This window comes from Dehalococcoides sp., from assembly GCF_041654235.1.
Taxonomy (GTDB): Bacteria; Chloroflexota; Dehalococcoidia; order Dehalococcoidales; family Dehalococcoidaceae; genus Dehalococcoides; species Dehalococcoides mccartyi_B.
The window spans coordinates 1-283 of record NZ_JBAZDW010000088.1 but is presented as its reverse complement, the minus strand read 5'-3'; positions in this window follow the sequence as shown (position 1 = coordinate 283).

Genomic DNA, 283 nt, shown 5'->3' with positions numbered 1-283 from the left:
ATCAGCAGGGGGACGTCTGCATCTGGCCAGCAGACGCCTTAATACTAAAAGAATTGCCTTGTATTTTGACTTAGTTGAGGTGACGGCATGACAGCCATATACCAATTACAGTCAATAGGAGTATAGAAATAGAAGATGAAACAAGAACTTGAAGAAGCTTATAAAATACTAGAGGAAAGTAATGTGTAAAGCATTTTCATGTGTGTTATTAAAATCAGGGCAGGTGCTATGGGCAGCTGGAGTTGATAGCCATGATAAATTACTAACCGAACATAATATCGTT